Here is an 18,117-nt window from a genome sequence, read left to right on the forward strand (position 1 = left end):
CGATTCACGCAATCTTTAAACTCATACGTTCAAACCGTATCGTCACACCGTCAGGCAAAGTATCTGACACATCTTCCACTTTTTCAAAGCCCAAGACTTGGTAAAACGGCACTCCAGGCAGCGTTGCCATTAGCTCCAAGCTGCTAAAACCTCGCGCTATCGCCGCATGCTTACAGGCTTCGAATACGGCTCTACCGACACCGCGCCGCGCTACTGTTGGTGAAATGAAGAAGGCGCGGATTCTGGCTGGATCGTGGGCGGGATCAAGGAACTCATCTGCTCCCATCGGCCTTTGATCACCGCCATATAATGTACGACGGCGACTCCAGCCGCCGCAGCCTGCCAATTCACCATCGAGTGTGGCGGTGAAATAGCTGCCGTCATTCACAAGTGCGGTATCGACACCGAATACATACTTGATGGCAGATTCCGCTTCTTGTTCAGTATAAAACCCACGGCTCAAGACTCGCGCAGATTCGATGATCATTTGGTTGAGTTCGGGAATCTCTTCCAAGGTACTTGGTCGGACAATTAATTGTGGGTTTATTTTGGGTGTCATGAAAATTTCTTATGAGTTTTTTGATAAGTCCGCACCTCGTTTGCACACTGATCAATAGCTAATGACGATTCAACGTGGGGCACCTGAAACCCACGCTGCCGACAAGTCAGTCTGATGTACACGATGTTACCGCGGCGGGGGTTTCACCCGCCCGACATTTTGTCATCGTTAACATATCGGAAATTGCTCTGCCCATCCTTGCCGCAGCGTAGTTTAGTCACTTCATGCCCAGAATATACACAAAAAACGAACTAAAAACAAAACCGCAAAATTGCTTTTGCGGTTCATGCTTTACCATTAAAACTACCACTGAGATTTGTTTCTCTTAGTTAAACACCAGAGCACCATCTGCGACATCCACCACAATCACATCCTTAGGTCCAAATTTGCCTTGCAAAATCAGCTTAGACAAAGGATTTTCTATCTCTTGTTGAATCGCGCGTTTTAGAGGACGGGCGCCATACACAGGGTCGAAGCCAGCCTCCGCGATTTTCAACAAGGCCGCATCAGTCACTTGCAAGCCCATATCCATTTGAGTCAGACGCTTGTTCAAAGTTTCCAGTTGTATCTTAGCGATTGCACCGATGTTTTTCGCATCAAGTGCATGGAACACGACGATCTCGTCAATTCGATTAATAAACTCTGGACGGAAATGCGATTTCACTTCGCCCATTACCGCCATTTTAATCACGCTAGGGTCACTGCCTTCCATGGCTTGAATCTGATGCGAACCCAGATTCGAAGTCATAACAATCACGGTGTTTTTAAAGTCAACTGTACGCCCTTGACCATCGGTCATACGACCATCATCCAAGACTTGCAGTAGGACGTTAAACACATCGTGATGTGCCTTCTCTACTTCATCTAGCAAGATCACGCTATACGGTTTGCGACGTACGGCTTCAGTCAGATAACCACCTTCTTCGTAACCGACATAACCCGGAGGAGCACCGATCAAACGTGCGACAGAATGCTTCTCCATAAACTCGCTCATATCGATTCTAATTAAGGACTCTTCAGTATCAAACATAAAGCTCGCTAAGGCTTTACACAACTCAGTTTTACCAACACCAGTAGGTCCCAAAAATAGGAATGACCCGTAGGGACGATTTGGATCACCGAGTCCAGCACGTGAGCGACGTATGGCGTCAGACACGGCAGTGATCGCTTCGTGCTGACCAACCACTCGCTTGTGTAAGGCATCTTCCATTTGCAAGAGTTTTTCGCGTTCACCTTGCATCATGCGCGAGACAGGAATACCCGTTGCACGCGACACAATTTCTGCAATTTCTTCCGCGCCAACCTGAGTACGCAGTAATCTTGGCTTACCACCCGCTTCGGCATTTTTCGCCGCTTGTAAATCTGCGGATTTCAATTGAGCCTCAAGTTCGGGCATACGACCATACTGAAGTTCCGACATGGTTTGCCAATCGCCTTTACGTTTGGCATCTTCCATTTGCAAACGAACTTTTTCTATCTCTTCCTTGATATGAGTACTACCTTGCACGGTGGCTTTTTCTGCTTTCCACACTTCTTCCAAATCGGCATATTCACGCGAGAGTTTCTTGATCTCTTCTTCAATCAAGACGAGGCGCTTTTTAGAACCTTCGTCTTTTTCACGTTTGACCGCTTCTTTCTCAATTTTCAGCTGAATCAAGCGACGATCCAATTTATCCATAACCTCTGGTTTGGAATCAATCTCTATCTTAATTTTTGCCGCTGCTTCATCAATCAAATCAATGGCCTTATCTGGCAAGAAACGATCGGTAATGTAGCGATGAGACAGTTCCGCCGCAGCAACAATCGCTGGATCAGTGATATCGACGCCATGATGGACTTCATACTTCTCCTGCAAGCCACGCAAGATGGCAATCGTCGCTTCGACACTAGGCTCATCGACAATGATTTTCTGGAAGCGACGTTCGAGTGCAGCATCTTTCTCGATGTACTTGCGATATTCGTCCAAGGTGGTGGCGCCCACGCAATGCAATTCGCCACGCGCCAAAGCAGGTTTCAGCATATTGCCGGCGTCCATTGCACCTTCTGCTTTACCAGCACCGACCATAGTGTGCAACTCATCGATGAAGACGATGGTTTGACCTTCATCCAATGCAATTTCCTTGAGTACAGCTTTTAAGCGCTCTTCAAATTCGCCACGGAACTTTGCACCCGCCAACAAGGCTGCCATATCGAGTGAAAGGACGCGTTTTGATTTCAAGCTGTCGGGCACTTCGCCATTCACGATACGCTGCGCCAAGCCTTCGACAATCGCGGTTTTACCGACGCCGGGTTCGCCTATCAATACAGGATTATTCTTGCTGCGACGTTGCAAAATCTGGATCGCACGACGAATTTCGTCGTCACGACCAATCACTGGGTCAAGCTTACCAAGACGCGCACGTTCGGTGAGATCTAAGGTGTATTTCTTCAAGGCTTCGCGCTGGCCTTCTGCTTCGGGAGAGTCAACATTGGCACCGCCACGCACGCCTTTGATAGCAGCTTCTAATGCGCTACGCGTTAAGCCATTTTCACGCGCCAATTTACCTGCTTCTGACTTGTCATCCACCAAAGCAAGCAAGACCATCTCGCTGGCCAAAAATTGATCGCCACGCTTCTGGGATTCTTTGTCGGCTAGGTTCAATAAACCCATCAACTCGCGGCCAATTTGCACTTGACCATCGCCGCCAGTGACTTTTGCGATACGTTCTAAGGCAGCGTTTAAACTACTCAATAAACCATTGATGTTGACACCAGCACGTTGCAATAATGAGCGGGCACCGCCATCGTCTTGATTAATCAAAGCGAGTAAGACGTGCACAGGCTCTATATATTGGTTATCATTACCTACCGCCTGGCTCTGTGCGTCAGCCAATGCTTCTTGCAATTTTGTCGTTAATTTATCTAAGCGCATACAAACCTCCGGGTGCATTAATTTATTAGTGCTCCATAGATTAGGCGACAAAACCACTTTTCAAGCGCGGTCAATAGGAAAAACTTCAACCGCTTTGCGTTATATCAATCATTTATGCCTTTAGAACAACTTAATCTTACTTACCTTACCGACGAAGACCGCATCTTATTGAGAATAGGTTTTTCTACCGAAGATACGGATCAAACCAAAAAAGAGATACAGATTTTTTTCACACGTCGTCTATTGCAAAAATTATGGCCGACCATGATGGAAGCTATCGGCTCCCATATGCGCCTGAATCGTCCGGGGGCGGCTTTTGCGAGCGATGAGTTGGTCAATATGGAACATCAAAATGCGCTGGACAAGATAAAGGAAAGTGGCAATTTTGATCAAGCCTACTCAGACGAAAACCGCAAAGCATTGAATGGTGAACGACCGTTTTTGCTTGAAACGGTCAAGTTTCATTTGAAAGCGAACGCAGCATTATGGATACAATTTTTTCCAACACAAGGTGGCACCGTGGACTTGCGTCTGGAAACATCCTTGCTACACGGCTTTTGTAAATTATTGATCGACGCAGAAAAAGCGTCGGGTTGGGGTTTGGACTTGAGCTTACCAAAACCGGAAGAAATGTCGGTACCTGCACATTTACTAAACTAGTTTCATATACGCCGATTTTATACAAAAAAAGCAGAGAATAAAACTCTCTGCTTTTTTCGTTCTAATTCTTGCTAGGGCTACTTACGCCCTTTTACATCGCGCTCCATTAATTTGTAAATCCGGCGATACTCATCTAACCAGCTATCTGCCTCACGGAAGCCATGCGGCTCAATTGGATAGACTGCCAACTCAAAATTTGGATTCTTTAACTCAATCAGTTTTTGCACCATGCGCACGCTATCTTGGAAAAAAACATTGTCATCCAAAATACCAGAACAAATTAAGAGAGGTCGTTTCAAACCAGCCGCGAATTCTATCGGTGAACTACGCGCATAAGCATCTGGATCGACATCAGGGGTATTCAAAATATTCGAGGTATAGCCGTGATTGTAATGAGCCCAATCTGCTACCGGACGCAAAGCAGCACCGGCAGCGAATTTATCGGTCTTAAACAGCGCCATAAAGGTCATGAATCCGCCGTAAGAGCCGCCGTAAATACCCACACGATTTCTATCTACATTGGCATTATCAACTAACCAGTCGAGACCATCTTCATAGTCTTCTAATTCAGGCGTACCCATACGCTGATAGATTGCATTGCGCCAGTCACGGCCATAGCCAGCGGAGGCGCGATAGTCCATATCAATCACGACGTAACCTTGTTGCACCAAGAGGTTATGGAACATCATCTCGCGGAAATAAGTTGACCAACCATGATGCGCCGCTTGTAGGTAACCTGCGCCATGAACAAACATTACTGCAGGCTTACGTTCGTCGCTAGGTGTTTTATTGTCGCGATAGACGCGTGAATAAATCGGCGCAGCGCCATGTTTAGATGGTACCGCGATGATCTCAGGTTTAATCCAATCAATCTGTGCGAATTCTTTCGAGGTTGACTCTGTCAAACGAACTGCCTTGGCACCAGGTGTACTCGCCTGCACAAATAAATCAGGCTGACGTGTGGTGGTGGAATGCGTCAATAACAGCTTATCTTCTGTTGGTGCCAACTCAAAATCCATACCGCCATTCATATCCGTCAATACTTCATCTCGTTTGCCGTCGGCAGAGACGCGGTACACTTCATGGATACCAGGATGTTTCTTATTGGCTCGGTAGTAAAACCATTTTCCATCATGCGTAGGCTGCACGCTGTTGACTTCAAATCGGCCGTTCGTCAGCGCTACATCTTTTCCATCACGTTGCACATACAGCTGACTAAAGCCAGACTCTTCAGATAAATACCACAATGCTTTACCGTCAGGGCTCCAAGCAAATTCGTTAAAGCTGCCATCGTTGACCCAGGCTTGATCGGTCAGTCGATGTGCTAATACCCATTTGGATTTATCAGCAGCACTTAAATCCATTTTCAAGATCCAACGATCTTTATTATCAGCACTGAATAAACAAAAGGCCAGTTGCTGCCCAGAAGCACTCCAGCGTATTCCACGGAAGTTAATATACACCGCACGTGGCGAAACAGCTTTGGGTGCGGGCTTTCCTAAACGCTTTGCCGCATCGGTTTTGAGTACCAGTAGTGGATCTTCATTGATGCCTGATAGTTGATCCAGTTTGAGTTTGATAGCTTTGTTGGCACTGACATCAACGACAAAAATCTGCTCGCTGCTGTCGGGCTCAGTACCTACCTTACTACGAACATCTTCAATTTTCACATAGCCATCACTGCTAACATAGTGGGGCATTTTGTCGTTACGACTATCTCTACGAGGCGCAACAGTACCGACCAGTACATATTTACCATCTGGAGAAACGCTGAAACTACGGAATTCACGCCCCTTACCTAAGTAAACAGGCATAGGCGCACTGGCGGTCTGACTAGCCAATTCGCGCTGGCGGGTTTCTAGTTCTTTTTTATCTGCATCACGTTTTTTAATGATGTCGAACAGGCGTGTTTGCTGTGCCGTCAGGTAATCAGGCGTTTCAATTTTCACGAGCGGGTCATCATCATTTTTGATATTCACCAGCATGCTTTGTTCACCGCTGCGCAAATTGAACAAAATCACTTTACCTTCATTTCGCATCGCAATTTGATCATTACCCACAAACCCTAAAAGGCCGCTCATCTCTCCCGTGCGAGTGAGCTGTTGGCGCTTGCCGTCTTTTAGTAAAAATAAATTCCCATTCCGCAACCACACCGTTTGCGTACGATCTGGGCTAGTGACTTTTTGATCAGATTCAGCAACGACAACTTCCGCTGCACTCAATTTCTGCGCCGCACCGCCATTTGCGTTTACTTTATATAGATCACGGATTTCAGAACCGACTGCTTTGCGAGAAAAATAGATACTTTTGCCATCTTGGCTAAAATACGGACGTTCGGGCGCTATCCCCATCCAATCGGTATTTGCCATAATCTGCTCCATGCTGAGCTTTTCAGTCAGCTTCGCGGCGACTCTATTACTATCCTGCGCCGCAGCGACAGACATAAAACTTGTCGTGAAGACGCCAGCCACTATCAAAAGCAGCACACCATTCTTTTTCATTCTCATTGTTGTTTCCCTCATCGGGTAAGATGGTCAATAAAAAAACGCTGAATCTTTGCAGAGTTCAGCGTTTCTTGGACAAGCAGGAAGCAAAAAGATTCCTTAAAAATTAGCCTTATTCGGCCACAATCAGCCCTGATTAGTCCGAACTAGCACTACTCGGGCAATTTTTGATTCGCCAAATCACCTTCTATATGTTCACCCAATTCGCCTTCCCACTTCGCGACAACCGCAGTTGCCAGACCATTACCAATCACATTGGTCGCTGAACGCGCCATATCAAGGAAATGATCAACACCTAGTAACAAAAGTAAGCCCGCTTCTGGAATATTAAACTGTGCCAAAGTAGCAGCAATCACCACGAGGGATGCACGTGGCACACCCGCCATACCTTTGGAGGTCAGCATCAAAATCAACATCATAGTAATTTGCGTACCCAGCGACAATTCTATGCCATAGGCCTGTGCGATAAACACGGTAGCGAATGTGCAATACATCATAGAACCATCGAGATTAAATGAATAACCTAAAGGCAGTACGAAAGAGGCGATACGGTTTTTAACACCAAAGCGCTCCAAGCCTTCCAAGGTTTTTGGAAATGCCGCTTCCGATGACGCTGTCGAGAAAGCTAACAGCGTAGGCATACGCAATTCACGCAAAAGACCGACGATGCGTCCTTTCAAAAAAAGGTAGCCGATGAAAATCAATACCAACCACAAAATCAAAATAGAGAAATAAAACTCCGCCATGAAAACGCCATAAGTTCCCAGAACAGCAAGTCCGCTCTTAGCAACCACACCAGAGACCGCAGCAAACACCGCGATAGGCGCAAAATTCATCACATAACCAGTCAATTTCAACATGATATGTGCCACTCCATCGACAGCTTCAATCAATACTTTGCTGCGATCACCGACGGCCGCAGCCGCTGTACCGAAGAAAATAGAGAAAACCACGATCTGCAAAATTTCATTTTTCGCCATGCCATCAACGATCGACGAGGGCACCAAATGCGTAATGAACTCTTTCATACTCAAGTTGGTCGTCGAAATACCCGACACCGCATCAGCTGCAGGCAACATGGCATGCATAGCGTCACCAGGGCGGAAGAAGTTGACCATGACTAAGCCCAAGGTCAATGAAATCAAAGATGCAATAATGAACCAACCTAATGCCTTACCGCCAACCCGCCCTACTTCATTGACATCGCCCATTTTGGCGATACCCACGACCAAAGTAGAAAACACCAAAGGCGCAATAATCATTTTGATCAAGCGCAAAAACATCGTGGTGATCAAAGACATCGCTTCGGCAAAATCGCCGGGCTTGGCTGTATTTGCATTAACAAAATAGCCAACAATAATCCCGAGTATCAAACCGAGAATGATGTAACTAGTAAGATTGAGGCGTTTTTTCATGTTTTAGACATCCCTTTTATTAATTTCCGACTTCATCTAATAAGCTGTTCGCGGTACTTTTACCCAGTACACAAAAAGTACAAAAACAAGTCCAGAATCTTAAGCTACGCAACTGACATTAGCCAAAATAGCCAATCACGTCTTGAAACAAGCTAAGAAAAATGGTGGCTCAGTATACTGGAGGAAGATGTCATCGACCACTTTTATTCAAATAGTGCGTAAGAAAATTTTCATTTCCAATACAAAAATACCAAATAACTTGATGAAAACTGGCATCAACATCAATATCCATTCGAATCCACAAGACAAAAAAAAACCCAGATCGGCATCTGGGTTTTTGAGCTTCCTCGCAGAAAAAAACTATTCCACTTCTACCACTTCTTGCGAAGCAACTGGCGGTGGTGCATCACCCTCTGAGAATTCCAGCTTGATCTGATCTTTGTCATCCAGATCGACGCCGACGCGTCCTCCACTGACCAAACGACCAAATAAAAGCTCATCGGCCAAGGCTTTGCGAATCATGTCTTGAATCAAACGTGCCATAGGGCGCGCGCCCATCAATGGATCGAAGCCTTTCTTCGCCAAGAACTTCCGCAAATGATCACTGAAAGTCGCTTCCACTTTTTTCTCGTGCAATTGTTCTTCCAATTGCATCAAGAATTTATCCACAACGCGCAGAATAATTTCTTCATCAAGCGAACGGAAACTGATAATCGAATCTAAACGATTGCGGAACTCAGGCGTAAACATACGCTTAATATCCGCCATTTCATCACCGGCTTGTTTGCTATTACTAAAGCCGATCGACGCTTTTTGCAGACTTTCAGCACCGGCATTGGTCGTCATAATAATGATCACATTACGGAAATCCGCTTTGCGTCCATTATTATCGGTCAGCGTGCCATGATCCATGACTTGTAACAAAATATTGAACACATCGGGATGGGCTTTTTCAATCTCATCCAGTAACAAAACTGCATGCGGCTTCTTAGTAATCGCCTCAGTCAACAAACCACCCTGGTCAAAACCTACATAGCCTGGAGGAGCACCGATCAGGCGACTGACCGCGTGGCGCTCCATGTATTCCGACATATCGAAACGAATCAACTCAATGCCTAATGTGAACGCAAGTTGCTTTGCCACTTCGGTTTTACCAACACCTGTTGGGCCTGAGAATAAGAAGGAGCCAATCGGCTTATCCGTTTTACCCAAACCTGCGCGTGACATCTTAATCGCAGCCGCCAAAGCTTCAATCGCCGGATCTTGACCGAACACCACATTTTTCAAATCCCGATCAATTGTCTGCAATTTACTGCGATCGTCTTGATTCACGGTTTGTGGCGGGATACGAGCGATCTTAGAAATAATATCTTCGATATCCGCTTTGCCTATTGTTTTCTTTTGCTTGGACTTCGGCAAAATTCTTTGTGCCGCACCAGCTTCATCGATCACATCAATCGCTTTATCCGGCAAGTGCCTGTCGTTCAAGAAACGCGCGGACAACTCTGCCGCTGTCGTTAAAGCCGCCGCCGAATACTTGACGTTATGATGCTCTTCAAACTTCGATTTTAAGCCACGCAGAATTTGTACAGTCTGTTCTACCGTCGGTTCATTCACATCGACTTTTTGGAAGCGTCGTGCGAGTGCGTGATCTTTTTCGAACACACCACGGTATTCGGTATAAGTAGTTGCGCCTATGCATTTCAACTGACCATTTGACAAGGCTGGCTTCAACAAATTCGATGCATCCATCGTGCCTCCTGAGGCAGAACCGGCACCGATGATCGTGTGAATTTCATCAATAAACAAAATTGCGTCAGGTGCATCTTTTAGCTGTTTCAAAACACCTTTTAAGCGCAACTCAAAGTCACCACGGTATTTTGTACCTGCTAACAAAGAACCCATGTCCAAGGAATACACGACCGCCTGACTCAAAATATCAGGCACGTCATTTTGGGTAATGCGCCATGCCAAACCTTCGGCAATCGCGGTTTTACCAACACCTGCTTCACCGACTAATAAAGGGTTGTTTTTGCGACGGCGGCACAAAATTTGAATCACGCGCTCCACTTCGCTATCGCGGCCAATCAAAGGGTCAATCTTGCCCTCAGCCGCGGCTTTATTCAAATTCTGGGTGAATTGTTCGAGTGGATTTTCTTTGGCTTGTGCATCGCCCTGCGCATCTTCCGCGCCTTCAGGCGATTTTTGCGGTTCATTGTGATTATCTTTACGCACACCATGCGAAATGAAGTTCACGACATCAAGGCGCGTCACCCCTTGCTGATGTAAATAATACACAGCATGAGAATCTTTTTCGCCGAAAATCGCAACCAACACATTCGCGCCAGTTACTTCTTTCTTGCCATTCGATGCAGATTGCACATGCATGATGGCACGTTGGATCACACGTTGAAAACCCAACGTTGGCTGAGTATCAACCTCGCCCGCACCTGGTACTGTAGGTGTATTATCGGCGATGAAATTGGATAGGGTCTTACGCAAGTCTTCAATATTCACGGCACAGGCGCGCATCACTTCGGCTGCTGATGGATTATCCAGCAACGCGAGTAACAAATGCTCAACCGTAATAAACTCGTAACGAGCTTGCCTTGCCTCAACGAAGGCCATATGCAAACTGACTTCTAATTCTTGCGCAATCATACTTCCTCCATCACACATTGCAGCGGATGACCCGCGTGCTTAGCGTGTGTTAAAACCAGCTCAACCTTTGTCAATGCGACATCTTTCGTATAAACACCGCAAACCCCACGCCCTTCGACGTGCACCTTCAACATGATCTGCATGGCAGTTTCTCTATCTTTGCTAAAGTATTCTTGAATAACCGCCACGACAAACTCCATCGGTGTGTAGTCGTCATTCAGAAGTACCACTTGGTACATCGAAGGCGGTTTTAATTTCTGCGCCTGCTTTTCGAGTACCGTACTATTTTCATGCTTTATTCCCATACGTCTATTCTAGTACGTTGATCGAGGTCGAAGTCAAAAATCAGACAAATAAAAGTACTTCTGTTCATTGTAAGGCGCTTATGTAATTTCTGCAGGAGCTTAAGAATATTTAACCAACTGAATCCGAATAAGCAATTCATGCATTCAGCGTTTGTCAGTCGCCTACGACCTGTTTGGGTAGATGGAGATCATTTCCCACAGATCAAGAGCAAGACTTTTCACGTAAAAAAACAACAATACTACGAGGACAAGCTAATTTTCTTGACTTTACTTTTTTTTCCGCCAAGAATGATATTTATTGATATCTAACTTAAGTTTTTATTATCAATATGAAGTGGGCAGGTTAAGAAAGGTAGCTTTATAGAGTTTTCTTGCTTTTTCGGCTCGTGTGATTAGTTTATATTTGAAAGATGTATTATGGCAACAGGTACCGTAAAATGGTTCAATGATTCCAAGGGTTTTGGTTTTATCACTCCTGATGATGGCGGTGAGGATTTGTTCGCCCACTTCTCCGCGATCCAAATGAATGGCTTCAAGACTTTGAAAGAAGGTCAAAAAGTGCAATTCGAGGTAACACAGGGTCCAAAAGGCAAGCAAGCTTCTAACATCCAAAATCCTTAATCAGATTTGAAATGTTTTAAAAAAACCCGCTACAGCGGGTTTTTTTTCGACTAATTAAATGGTGAATCAGAAAGTGTCTGGCTGTTGATTTACTCAATCACTATAAGTAAGCGAATTATTGTCATGCAAATTGACTATCAGGTTCAAGGAATGATGCTCGACACCAACCTATACGCTGACACGGTTTAACTGTCTAACGCCAACCAACACCAAGTTCAGATCAGACACTACTCTGGATTGCTAAACTTGGTGTATGCATAGGAACTAAGCGCACATTCAGCGTATTAAGTCCGCATCCATCACTTCACTGCCCCAACTTCTTTGGCATAGGTGGTGCAACGCGTAATTTAATGTCACGGTAAGTTTTCAATCTATCCATCACATCTTTAATCGCAGCGTCGAGTTGCGGATCGCGACCTTGGTTGACTTCGAGTGGATCGAGATCAACATCGATGTCCGGCGCTACGCCTTCGTTTTCCACACGCCATTCATTGTCAGGTGTGAAGAAGCGGAAGAACGGCACGACCAGATTGCCACCATCGATTAAATTAGGATTGGCGGAAATGCCAATGAGTCCGCCCCAGGTTCGCTTACCAATCAATGTCCCCAATTTAAGACGTTTAAACGAGTAAGGTAGAAAATCACCACCCGAGCCAGCATCCTGATCAATCAACATCGCCTTAGGACCATAAATGGCCGCACCGGGCGTTTCGTAGATCATACCGTCACGATCCTTCCAACCAGCCAAATATTGGCGGCTGAGTACATCCGTAATGTAATTAGCGGCTTGGCCACCGCCGTTGCGGCGCTCATCGACGATCAATGCTGATTTTTCGGCTTGAGCATAGAACATGCGATTGAAATATTGATAGCCCTCGCCACCGGTGTTCGGCAGATAAACGTAAGCGACTCTGCCATCTGTTTTCTTTTGCACATAGTCGCGATTTTTTTCTATCCAATGCCATTGCCGCAAATCAGCTTCATTCGCGACCGGTTGCACAACAACTTGGTGGGTCACTTTAGTGATCAAATCACGCATGATAGTAAGCTTGACTTGTTTGCCAACCTTGTTTTCCATCAAGGCATACAGATTGTTCTTTGCATCGACGTTTTTGTCATCGATCGCGATTAAGTAGTCACCTTCCTTCACATCCAAACCTGGTATTGCCAAGGGCGCTGGCGAGAAAGGGCTCCAACGATCACCTTTAAAAATCGTCTTGATTCGTACATGCCCATTTTCAAAGCTAAAATCAGCGCCAAGCAAACCAACCGGGATTAAAGTTTCTTGATGAATATCGCCACCACTCACGCGGTTATGACCAACTTGTAATTCACCTATCATTTCTACCAGCAATTCATTCAAATCTTCTCGTCTTTGCAAATTCTTGAGTAAGGCGTGGTAACGCTTATAGATGCCATCCCAATCTATGCCATGCAAATTCGCATCATAGAAAAATTCCTTCTGCATCCACCAGGTTTCATTAAAAATCTGCTCCCACTCTGCACGTGGGTCAACGCGCATTTTGAGTCCAGCCAAGCTGATAGGCTTAGGATCAATTTTCTCTGCAGCATCAGCGATTTCTAATTTTGCGCCTGTCGATTGCAGTAGAAGTTTTTTGCCATCGGCACTAAGGCTGTATTCGGCGATGCCGGCTTTGACTAACTTGGCTTTTTTCTCCTCCATATTAAAGCGCATTAAGTTCGCATTATTGCCGCTGCGCTCTGCCGGAGGATCATTACTGACGCCCGGTTGCGGACGCTCCAAGAAGAATAAAGCACCGTCGGAAGCCACCGACAAAGCAACGTTGTTACGCTCAGCGATGGGTAAAGGGACGATACGCTGCTGTATGCCGGCGAGATCGACCTTAACTGCTTTGATGGGCTTGCTAACCTCGTCTTTTTTTGTATCTGTCGCAGAGGCAACTTCAGGTTTTTTATCCCCTTCTGACTTACTGTCTTTTTTATCTTCTTTCTTGTCGTCTTTCTTGTCGTCTTTTTTACCATCCTCATCGCCTGATTTTGGCAACAATGGCGACTTACCATCAGCCGCTAGTACCACCGCATAAATTCCATTGCGCAGTGGTCGTTCCTGACTCGACATATCAAGGCCGACATGAGTTGGCCCCGCGTTAGTTGATGCTGTAAAGTATAGGTAATCCGTGGGGGCGAACGCAGGATTATCAGCATCACTTAGACCATCGGTAATGGTAGTGCTCTTGCCGCTGTTGAAATCATATAATTTCACTTGTGAGAAATGGTTGGCACCAGCTACCGTGTATGCCAACCAGCGACTATCGCTGGAAAATGAAGTAGAAAAATTCGACCTACGTGCGCTCTCATCTATTTTGCTGATTTTTCCTTGCGCCAGATTCAAAACAAAGAGTTGCAAATGATTGTCCTGAAAAACGATCATCTGACTATTGGATGACCATTCGAGCAAAGTGAAGTAACCCGATTTACCAAGTGCGATCGTCTTGCCTGCGTCACTGCCAGTTTGATCTCGGATAATGATTTTATGTTCTATCCCCGCATCGGAAATATATGCAATATGTTTTCCATCTGGACTCCAAATCGCGTCTTTTTCGCGCACGCCCGCAGTCTCAGTCAAATTTCGTATGGAGCCATCTTTGACTGGCACGGTAAACACCTCACCCCGTGCGGTCACGACGACACGTTTTCCTGTGGGTGACAAACTGGCAGAAGTGACGTTGCTCGTCGCATCTTTCCATTGCGGACGCAATTGATTTGCCTGACCGGTTTGCGCGCTCAAATCCACTGATAAGATCTTCGTTTTACCGGTCGTGGTATCGAATTCCTTTAAGACACCGCCCGCTTCATACACGATCGTCTTGTCGTAGGCGCTCATGCTACGAATATCCCATACTGTCTCTTTACTTAACTGTTTTACAGCCTTGCTCTTGCGGTTATAGCTAAACAAATTGGCTGCGCCGTCATTTCTATCGGAGATGAAGTACACATCATCGCCTATCCAAACTGGTGATTTATCGGTGGCATTTTCATGCGGTATTTTTTCTAATTTCTTGCCATTGATATCGATAATCCAAATCGGTGGCGTGGTGCCACCGCGATGTTGACGCCAGCCACTGCTGCCTGCATAAGCTTGAGGGAATGGACGATACGCTAATAACTTGCCATCGCCGGACCAAGTGCCTTCAAACGCAATCGCATCCATCACTTTATTTTCAAAGCCACCTTCGACCGACACTTCATACAAATGCGTGCTACGACTCACCGCAATTTCGCGCCCAGACGAAAACAACACGCGCTTGCTATCCGCGCTCCATCCAACCACCACATCGGCACCCGGATGCCAGGTCAAGCGCCGCGCCTCTCCGCCGCCTGCAGGCATCACATACACATCCGTATTGCGATCATAGGAAGCAGAAAATGCCAACCATTTGCCATCGGGTGAAAACATCGGTGCAAATTCCGCAGCTGGATGTTGCGTCAGGCGTTGCGGATTCTTACCGTCACGATCTGCCAACCAAATATCACCACCGTATACAAACGCAAGATGATCACGCGATACCGCTGGTTGTCGCAGCAACTGGGTATCCGCGTAGGCTGCGGGTACAGTGAAACAAGCGCCTATTAATAAACTGATGATGGTCTTTTTAGTGAGGGAAGAAATTTGCACAGACATCTCCTTGTAAGAAAGTCAAAACGTACAGCGCACGGTGCTTCAAAACCGAAGCACGGCTGGTACAAAATGCGGCATCAAGCTTGATGGGCCAGCGTCACTGTAGCAGAGATTATTCTGGCCAAGAATACTGTCAGCTAGATTAAATTCAGCTACGCAAAAAAATGAAGTAATGCTGATACAAACACACACCCCCGTCCCGTCAGGCTATTCGAATAATATTTAAAATGCTAATTAAACAATATCAATCCTGTGAAATGGTCAAAGCCTTTTACCTCAAATTAAACTCCGTATGACATCAGACATCATGGAATGAACTTCAGAGATCAAAATCTGTCTAAGGGGAGCAAAAAAGCATTTAAACAACCTAAACACATAATAGGATTAATAATGAAAATGAATCTGCGTATATTAGGCTTGGCCGCCAGCATTGCTAGCATAGGCATGAGCGCTACCGCAATGGCACAAGAAAATCTGCCCTATCAAAAGCCTCCACAATCAATATTGGAATTGGCCGATGTGGTACGTGCACCCGCCGTCAGCATGGATTCAAAAAAACAAATGATGCTGCTGACCTACCGCAGCACTTTCAAAACACTGGCGGAATTGAATCAGTCAGAATTGCGTTTAGGTGGCCTGCGTATCAATCCCATCACAAATATCTCCAGCTCTACCAACTACATCAATAATCTTAAAGTACGTAAAGTCAATGGCGGCGAAGAACAACAAGTCAAAGGTTTGCCAAAAGATCCTTTGATCGCCAATATCAGTTGGTCTCCGAATGAAAAGAAAATTGCCTTTACACATACTACTGACAAGGGCGTGGAACTATGGGTAATCGATGTTGCTAGCGCACAAGCAAAGAAAATCAGTGGCGCGAATGTGAATGCCAATCTGGATAGCCCGTTTATCTGGTTCAAAGACAGCGATAATTTATTAGTTAAATTCCTACCAAAAAATCGTGCACATCTATTGGACGCTAGCAAAGACTTACCGACGGGCGCTATCATTTCCAACGCGGATGGCAAAGCGGCACAAAATCGTACTTTCCCCGATTTGCTAAAAAATCGCAACGATGAAATCAATTTTGAAAATATCGCCAGTTCCGAGTTATTTAAGGTGAACGTGAATGGCACAAGCAGCTTGTGGAAAAAAGCTGAGATGTTTGCTGGCGAGAGTTTCTCTCCCGATGGTAAGTTCCTCATGATCACCAGCATACAAAAGCCCTTCTCTTACGTTGTTCCTGCCAGTCGTTTTCCTATTAAAACCGTGGTCATGGATTTAACCGGCAAAGTCATTAAGACGGTCAATGAAGTCCCTTTGACTGAAATTATCCCTAAAGGTTTTAGCGCAGTACGTGAGGGTAAGCGCAGTATGAACTGGCGTGCGGACAAACCAGCCAGCTTGTCTTATGTGGTCGCATTGGACGGCGGTGATCCTGCGAAAAAAGTCGATTTCCGTGATGAAGTATTTCAGTGGGATGCACCCTTTGATCAAGCGCCAAAATCCTTGGTAAAAACCGCGCAACGTTTTGGTAGTATCGTATGGGGTAACGATAAGTTAGCTATTATTAGCGATAGCTGGTATGACACGCGAAATGAAAAAACTTATTTCTTCAATCCATCCAATCCTGCAGAAACACCACGTTTGGTATTCGACCGCAACTCTCAGGATTTGTATGCGAATCCTGGTCGCTTCGAAACCAAGCGCAATCAGTATGACCGACGCGTATTGGCTATTGAAGATAACAAAGCCTACTTAATCGGTGCGGGTCATACCAAGAAAGGACAATTCCCATTTATCGATGCGATGAATGTAGAGAGCCTAGAAAAAACTCGCGTTTACCAATCGACTTATACCGACAAGATTGAAATTATTCAATCCATTGAAGACTTCACTAAAGGCGATGTATTGGTGCAGATACAGTCAAAGACTGATTTTCCTAATTTCTACTTCCGTAATATCAAAGACTCTAAGTTGACGCCGATTACGCAGTTCAAGAATCCGTATGAAGGCTTAAAAAACGTATCGAAAGAGGTGATTAAATATCAGCGTAAAGACGGCGTGCAGTTATCAGGCACTTTATATTTGCCTGCAGGCTACGACAAAACCAACAAAGAGAAATTACCGCTCTTGATCTGGGCTTATCCTGCAGAATTTAAAGATAAAGACTCTGCGGGCCAAAGCACACACAACCCAAATGCGTTCACTGCGCCTAGCTATGGTTCTTTCATCTACTGGGCAACCCGTGGTTATGCGGTCTTGGATGATGCCGCCTTCCCTATCATCGGCGAAGGTAAGACAGAGCCGAATGATAATTTTGTACCGCAGTTAGTCGATAATGCAGAGGCGGCCATTAATGCGGTCGATGCGCTTGGTTATATCGACCGAAAAAAAGTAGCGGTTGGCGGTCATTCTTACGGCGCATTTATGACGGCGAATTTGTTAACCTACTCCAATTTGTTTGCCTGTGGTATCGCACGTAGCGGCGCTTACAACCGCACATTGACACCTTTTGGTTTCCAAAGTGAACAACGCAATTATTGGGAAACACCTGAGGTCTATACCAAAATGTCGCCGTTCATGAACGCAGACAAAATGAAGACCCCAATCTTGTTAGTACACGGTGAAGCTGACAATAACCCAGGTACCTTCACACTGCAAACCGAGCGCTACTTCCAAGCGTTAAAAGGCTTGGGCGCTCCTGCTCGCATGGTTATTCTCCCGAAAGAAAGCCATGGCTATGCCGCACGTGAAAACATTTTGCATCTGTTGTGGGAACAAGACCAATTCTTGGAAAAATGTTTGAAAAAATAACTG

General features: G+C 45.6%; 10 protein-coding genes. 3 read left to right on the top strand and 7 right to left on the bottom strand.

All coding sequences use genetic code 11. From position 1 onward, the window contains the following. Window positions 1-4: 4 nt before the first annotated feature. Together ACO0KZ_RS01000 and clpB are read right to left on the bottom strand one after the other, a co-directional pair. Window positions 5-559, bottom strand: coding sequence for a GNAT family N-acetyltransferase (locus ACO0KZ_RS01000; protein WP_422991836.1), 555 nt, complete (start codon window positions 557-559; stop codon window positions 5-7). 325 nt (window positions 560-884) lie between these two features. After that, the gene (clpB, locus tag ACO0KZ_RS01005) at window positions 885-3,470 is read right to left on the bottom strand and encodes an ATP-dependent chaperone ClpB (protein WP_422991838.1); all 2,586 of its coding nucleotides are present in this window, start codon (window positions 3,468-3,470) and stop codon (window positions 885-887) included. Between the two features lie 114 nt (window positions 3,471-3,584). Between clpB and ACO0KZ_RS01010 the strand changes: the two genes are divergently transcribed. Further along, window positions 3,585-4,130: a hypothetical protein gene (locus tag ACO0KZ_RS01010; RefSeq protein WP_422991839.1), complete on the top strand. Its 546-nt coding sequence runs from the start codon at window positions 3,585-3,587 to the stop codon at window positions 4,128-4,130. Between the two features lie 77 nt (window positions 4,131-4,207). On the opposite strand, the gene ACO0KZ_RS01015 is transcribed toward ACO0KZ_RS01010, so the two are convergent. The 4 genes from ACO0KZ_RS01015 to clpS form a co-directional block, all read right to left on the bottom strand. Next, window positions 4,208-6,637 (bottom strand): prolyl oligopeptidase family serine peptidase, encoded by a 2,430-nt coding sequence (locus ACO0KZ_RS01015; protein WP_422991841.1) that lies wholly within the window; start codon window positions 6,635-6,637, stop codon window positions 4,208-4,210. 149 nt (window positions 6,638-6,786) lie between these two features. Further along, entirely contained in the window at window positions 6,787-8,049 is a 1,263-nt protein-coding gene (locus ACO0KZ_RS01020) for a dicarboxylate/amino acid:cation symporter (protein ID WP_422991843.1), read from the bottom strand. Window positions 8,050-8,409: 360 nt separating this feature from the next. Then, window positions 8,410-10,710 (bottom strand): ATP-dependent Clp protease ATP-binding subunit ClpA, encoded by a 2,301-nt coding sequence (gene clpA, locus ACO0KZ_RS01025; RefSeq protein WP_422991845.1) that lies wholly within the window; start codon window positions 10,708-10,710, stop codon window positions 8,410-8,412. Beyond that, on the bottom strand, window positions 10,707-11,015 hold the full coding sequence (clpS, locus tag ACO0KZ_RS01030) for an ATP-dependent Clp protease adapter ClpS (RefSeq protein WP_390214150.1): 309 nt from the start codon (window positions 11,013-11,015) through the stop codon (window positions 10,707-10,709). Before clpS ends, clpA begins: the two co-directional genes overlap by 4 nt. 417 nt (window positions 11,016-11,432) lie before the next feature. On the opposite strand from clpS, the gene cspE reads away from it, so the two are divergent. Continuing rightward, complete coding sequence (cspE, locus tag ACO0KZ_RS01035; protein ID WP_126129050.1) at window positions 11,433-11,636, top strand: transcription antiterminator/RNA stability regulator CspE; 204 nt, start codon at window positions 11,433-11,435, stop codon at window positions 11,634-11,636. 304 nt (window positions 11,637-11,940) lie between these two features. Here the strand turns inward: cspE and ACO0KZ_RS01040 are convergent, their stop codons facing one another. Further along, a complete protein-coding gene (locus ACO0KZ_RS01040) occupies window positions 11,941-15,294 on the bottom strand; it encodes a S41 family peptidase (protein WP_422991848.1) in 3,354 nt (1,117 codons plus the stop codon). A 393-nt stretch (window positions 15,295-15,687) separates the two neighbouring features. Between ACO0KZ_RS01040 and ACO0KZ_RS01045 the strand changes: the two genes are divergently transcribed. Next, complete coding sequence (locus tag ACO0KZ_RS01045; RefSeq protein ID WP_422991850.1) at window positions 15,688-18,114, top strand: S9 family peptidase; 2,427 nt, start codon at window positions 15,688-15,690, stop codon at window positions 18,112-18,114. Window positions 18,115-18,117: the final 3 nt, after the last annotated feature.

Source organism: Undibacterium sp. Di24W (genome assembly GCF_049340325.1).
Classification (GTDB): domain Bacteria; phylum Pseudomonadota; class Gammaproteobacteria; order Burkholderiales; family Burkholderiaceae_D; genus Undibacterium.